Raw genomic sequence first — 4,791 nt, 5'->3', positions numbered from 1 at the left:
AATACATCCACGCCTATCACGAGCTGAACCTGAAGCTGACCTCGGGCATCTACGGCTCGACCTTCTTCATGCTGACCGGCTTCCACGGCTTCCACGTGACGATGGGCGCGATCATGCTGTCGGTGGTGCTGGGCCGCGTGATGAAGGGGCACTTCACGCCGGAGCATCACTTCGCGTTTGAAGGCGCCGCCTGGTACTGGCACTTCGTGGACGTGGTCTGGCTGGGCCTGTACGTGGTGGTGTACTGGCTCTAAGGCAAAATGGATTGGGGCGACATGTGCGTCGCCCCGCTTCTGCCAAGGAATGCCGCAGACGGGACGCCGCTGCGGCGTTTTCGTTTTTCGGGGGCGGGTGTTCCGAGTGCCGAGTGCCTATCGGCCCATCTGGATGCCAGTGCTGTGGATCCACCCCATCCGGTTCGCCACCAGGATGAACACGAACAACGCAATGGAAAAGCCGACGCGGAACATCAGCGAGCGGACGGTGCGGTTGCTGGTGCCCTTGTCGCGCATCAGGAAGAACAGTGCCGAGGCAAGGCTGCCGAGGATCAGCAAGAACGCGATGGCAACGACGATGCGCATGGAAGGTTGAAGGTCTGGGAATGAGTGCGTTGCATTATCTCACCGGGTGGACGCGATGAGCGCCCGCGTAAGCTTCCGGCAGTGGTTCGCCCCGGTGCCGATGCTGGCCGGCGTGACACTGATCGCGCTGACGTGCGCGCTCGGCCGCTGGCAGTTGTCGCGCGCACACGAGCGCATCGACCGGCAGGCACAGATCGAGGCACTGGCGCATGCGCCGGCACAGCGTGTGACCGCGCAGCCCGTGGCTGCCGACACCGTGATGTACCGGCCCGTGCTGTTGCGCGGCACCTTCGATACCGCGCACACGGTGCTGCTCGACAACCGGCCGCACATGACGAATGGCGTGTCGCAGCCCGGCTTCGAGGTACTGATCCCGCTGGTGCTGGAAGGGGCGGGCGGGCCGAGTGGACGGGCGGTACTGGTCAACCGAGGCTGGCTGCCGCGTGACCCGGTGGACCGCACGCGCATCGCGCCAACCACCACGCCGGCCGGCGAAGTGCAGGTCGAAGGGATCGCTGTGCCACATGCAAGCCGGGTCTTCAGTCTGGGCCGCAAGGACGGCACTGATGAAGTCGGCCAGCGACTTAGGCAGAATATCGACCTCGATGCCTTTGCGCGCGAAATCGGCATGCCGCTGCAGCCCTTCGTGGTCGAGCAGCAATCCGACGCGCAAGACGGCCTGCGGCGCGATTGGCCGCGCGCAGACCTGGGCGCCGACCGCAACTATGGCTACGCGTTCCAGTGGTTCGCGATGGCAGCGGCGGTGCTGGCGTTGATGATCGTCCACAGTGTGCGGCGTTATCGACACTTCCGTCGCCTGACGGCGCCCCCGAAATCGGCCTGACATTGAATGTTGCATCGCGGCATAACGCCGCAGACGAAGGTATTAGGAATCACATGGTGAACCAGCCATCCGCGCCAGACACGCCCGACACGCTCGGAGCGCCCGCCGATCCGCGCATTGACGCACGCACGCGCCGGGGCCGCATGATGATGCTGCTCCTGCTGCTGGTATGCGCCTCGCCGGTGATCGCGTCATACCTGGCGTATTACGTCTTCACGCCGGCCGGCGGCAAGGCGGCCTACGGCACGCTGGTCGAGCCGCAGCGTCCAGTCCCGGCCGGGCTGATGGTGAAGGACGAGCACGGCGCGGAAGTGCCGCTCGCAAGCCTGAAGGGCAAATGGCTGATGGTGTCGGTGGACGGCAGCGCCTGCGACGACATCTGCGCACGCAAGCTCTTCACCATGCGCCAGCTGCGTATCGGCCAGGGCCCCGACCGCGACCGCATCGTCCCGGTCTGGCTGGTGACCGACGCCGGCGCGATCGACCCACGCCTCGCCACCGCTTACAACGACGACTACGCCGCCGTGCGTTTCCTGCGCGCGCCCGACCTGCCCAAGGACTGGCTGGCCGACGGCAAGACGCCCGCGACCGACCACCTCTTCCTGGTCGATCCGCTCGGCAACCTGATGATGCAGTTTCCGAAGGACCCGGACCCGAAGAAGGTGCGTGGGGACATCACGCGGCTGCTGAAGTACTCGCGCATCGGATAAGCCATGCTGCTGCAACTCGCTTCCATCGGCATCCTGATCGCGCTGATCCCGCTGTGCTACGTGCTGGTCAAGGGCGACCGCAACAAGTACCGCAAGCTGGTGTGGATCACCGCGTTCCTGACGCTGGACCTGATCATGTTCGGCAGCTTCACGCGCCTGACCGATTCGGGCCTGGGCTGCCCGGACTGGCCGGGCTGCTACGGCACCTCCAACCCGTTCCACGCGAGCGACGACATTCATGCCGCGCAGGCCGCAATGCCCAGCGGCCCGGTCACGTGGATGAAGGCGTGGATCGAGATGACGCACCGCTACTTCGCACTCGCGCTGGGCGTGTTGATCATCACGCTGGTGGTGCTGGCGTGGGTCAGGCGCCGCGAGCTGAAGCAATCGCCGTGGTATGCGACGGCGGTGCTGGGGCTGGTGTGCGTCCAGGGCGCGTTCGGCGCCTGGACGGTCACGCTCAAGCTGCAGCCGGCCATCGTGGTCACGCACCTGCTGCTCGGCATGTCACTGCTGGCGTCGTTGATCTGGCTCGGCTGCAAGAACGATGCGCCGCGCGCGGTCGATGGCCGTGGCGCGTCGCTGCGCGTGCCGGCGGCGATCGGGCTGGCGCTGCTCGTCGTGCAGATCGCGCTGGGCGGCTGGGTCAGCACCAACTATGCCGTGCTCGCCTGCACCGACTTCCCGCTGTGCAACGGCCAGTGGGTCCCGGCGATGGATTTCGCGCATGGCTTCACGTTCTGGCGCCAGCTCGGCCGTACCGCCGGCGGCAATTTCATCTCGCATGATGCGCTGGTCGCCATCCACTGGACGCACCGCGTGTTCGCCGTGCTGGTGCTGAGCTACCTCGCGTGGCTGGGCGTGCGTGCGCGCCGCATCGATGGCATCGGCCGCGTGGCGACGGTGTTGCTCATCGTGCTGGCCGTGCAGCTCGCGACCGGCCTATCGAATATCGTGCTCGGCTGGCCGCTGCTGGCTGCCGTGGCGCACAACGGCGGCGCGGCGGTGCTGCTGCTGCTCGTCGTGCGTCTGCATTACCTGATCGGCACGTGCCAAGTGCGCGCGCCGATGCCTGCGGCGGTGGCCGCCGTCTGACTGATTTCTATGAATACCGTGGCAACCCCTTCGACCTCCACTCAACTCTCCGGCTGGCGGCACACCGCGTCCCAATACGCGGCGCTGACCAAGCCGCGCGTGACGCAGCTCGCTGTGTTCTGCGCCGTGATCGGCATGTTCCTGGCCACGCCGGGCATGGTGCCGTGGTCGGTGCTGATCGGCGGCGCGATCGGCATCTGGCTGTTTGCCGGCGCGGCCTTCGCCATCAACTGCCTGGTCGAGCGCAAGATCGACGCGATGATGCGCCGCACCGCCTGGCGCCCCTCGGCCAGTGGCGAACTGGGCACGCGCCAGATCCTGCTGTTCTCGCTGGTGCTGGGCGGCGCGGGCATGTGGACGCTGCACGTGTTCGCCAATGACCTGACGATGTGGCTGACCTTTGCCACCTTCATCGGCTACGCCATCATCTACACGCTGCTGCTCAAGCCCGCCACGCCGCAGAACATCGTGATCGGCGGCCTGTCGGGCGCGATGCCGCCGGCGCTGGGCTGGGCGGCCGTCGCCAACAGCGTGCCGGCCGAGGCGTGGATCCTGGTGCTGATCATCTTCACCTGGACGCCGCCGCACTTCTGGGCGCTGGCGTTGTACCGCCGCGCCGACTACGCCAAGTCCGGCCTGCCCATGCTGCCGATCACGCACGGCGAGAAATTCACGCTGCTGCACATCCTGCTGTACACGCTCATCATGATCGCCGCGACCATCCTGCCGTTCGTGCACTGCATGAGCGGTTACATTTACCTAGCGACGGCGTTGGTGCTCGGCGCGGGCTTCTTCGCCTATGCATGGCGCATGTACCGCAACTATTCCGATGCGCTGGCGCAGAAGACCTTCCGCTACTCGATCATCTATCTGTCGATCCTGTTTGCGGCGCTGCTGGTGGACCACTACTTCAAGTTCGGGCCCGCCGTTACTGGGGCTGCGGCGCTGTGACACAGTGGACCGCCTGCAGCCGCGTGCAGTTGGCGTTACGCTAGACAGCCTGTCTTCAACACGATGACCATGCTCTCCTTCCGACACTTCCGCGCTGTCCTGTTCGCCGCGTTGGCCGCCGCCGTGCTGGCACTGGCCGCCTGCAGTGACAAGCCCGCCTTCACCAACCTCGACATCACCGGCTCCAAGAGCTTCGGCACCGATTTCTCGCTCACCGACCACACCGGCAAGCGCCGCACGCTGGAAGACTTCCGCGGCAAGGTCGTGGTGATGTTCTTCGGCTACACGCATTGCCCCGACGTGTGCCCGACCACGCTGGCCGAGCTGCGCGGCGTGATGGATACGCTGGGCAAGGATGCCGATCGCGTGCAGGTGCTGTTCGTCACCGTCGACCCGGCACGCGACACGCAGGACTTGCTGGCTAAGTACGTGCCGGCCTTCGACCCGCGCTTCCTGGGCCTGCGCCCGGCCGATGACGCCGCGCTGCAGAAGGTCGCCAAGGACTTCAAGGTGTACTACAGCAAGGTGCCCGGCAGCTCGCCCGACAACTACACGATGGACCACACCGCGGGCAGCTACATGTTCGACCCGAAGGGCAACCTGCGCCTGT

The 4,791-nt window shown here is 66.1% G+C and carries 7 protein-coding genes; 6 read left to right on the top strand and 1 reads right to left on the bottom strand.

What is annotated here, in order from left to right:
• On the top strand, window positions 1-254 hold a 254-nt coding region (locus tag QZ609_RS24765; RefSeq protein WP_295500582.1), incomplete at its 5' end, for a cytochrome c oxidase subunit 3.
• A gap of 117 nt (window positions 255-371) precedes the next feature.
• Here QZ609_RS24765 and QZ609_RS24760 read toward each other — a convergent pair.
• Window positions 372-581 (bottom strand): twin transmembrane helix small protein, encoded by a 210-nt coding sequence (locus tag QZ609_RS24760; protein WP_295500579.1) that lies wholly within the window; start codon window positions 579-581, stop codon window positions 372-374.
• Between the two features lie 55 nt (window positions 582-636).
• Here QZ609_RS24760 and QZ609_RS24755 point away from each other — a divergent pair, with 55 nt between their 5' ends.
• From QZ609_RS24755 to QZ609_RS24735, 5 genes are all read left to right on the top strand, one after another.
• Window positions 637-1,425, top strand: a complete 789-nt coding sequence (locus QZ609_RS24755; RefSeq protein WP_295500576.1) for an SURF1 family protein — start codon at window positions 637-639, stop codon at window positions 1,423-1,425.
• 53 nt (window positions 1,426-1,478) lie between these two features.
• Window positions 1,479-2,135, top strand: coding sequence for a cytochrome C oxidase subunit I (locus QZ609_RS24750; protein ID WP_295500573.1), 657 nt, complete (start codon window positions 1,479-1,481; stop codon window positions 2,133-2,135).
• Between the two features lie 3 nt (window positions 2,136-2,138).
• The gene (locus QZ609_RS24745; RefSeq protein ID WP_295500570.1) at window positions 2,139-3,230 is read left to right on the top strand and encodes a heme A synthase; all 1,092 of its coding nucleotides are present in this window, start codon (window positions 2,139-2,141) and stop codon (window positions 3,228-3,230) included.
• A 9-nt stretch (window positions 3,231-3,239) separates the two neighbouring features.
• Complete coding sequence (cyoE, locus tag QZ609_RS24740; RefSeq protein WP_295500568.1) at window positions 3,240-4,181, top strand: heme o synthase; 942 nt, start codon at window positions 3,240-3,242, stop codon at window positions 4,179-4,181.
• Window positions 4,182-4,250: 69 nt separating this feature from the next.
• Window positions 4,251-4,791 (top strand): SCO family protein (locus tag QZ609_RS24735; RefSeq protein ID WP_295500566.1); only part of this gene is annotated, 541 nt, incomplete at its 3' end.

The sequence above is a fragment of the uncultured Ralstonia sp. genome (genome assembly GCA_913056305.1).
GTDB lineage: Bacteria > Pseudomonadota > Gammaproteobacteria > Burkholderiales > Burkholderiaceae > Ralstonia.
The sequence above is the reverse complement of the archived record's forward strand: the minus strand, read 5'-3'. Positions and strand labels throughout refer to the sequence as shown.

Excerpts from the sequence above, each read along its gene's own strand:
- QZ609_RS24760 (WP_295500579.1), bottom strand. The coding sequence starts at position 581 with ATGCGCATCGTCGTTGCCATCGCGTTCTTGCTGATCCTCGGCAGCCTT.
- QZ609_RS24755 (WP_295500576.1), top strand. The coding sequence starts at position 637 with ATGAGCGCCCGCGTAAGCTTCCGGCAGTGGTTCGCCCCGGTGCCGATG.
- QZ609_RS24750 (WP_295500573.1), top strand. The coding sequence starts at position 1,479 with ATGGTGAACCAGCCATCCGCGCCAGACACGCCCGACACGCTCGGAGCG.
- QZ609_RS24745 (WP_295500570.1), top strand. The coding sequence starts at position 2,139 with ATGCTGCTGCAACTCGCTTCCATCGGCATCCTGATCGCGCTGATCCCG.
- cyoE (WP_295500568.1), top strand. The coding sequence starts at position 3,240 with ATGAATACCGTGGCAACCCCTTCGACCTCCACTCAACTCTCCGGCTGG.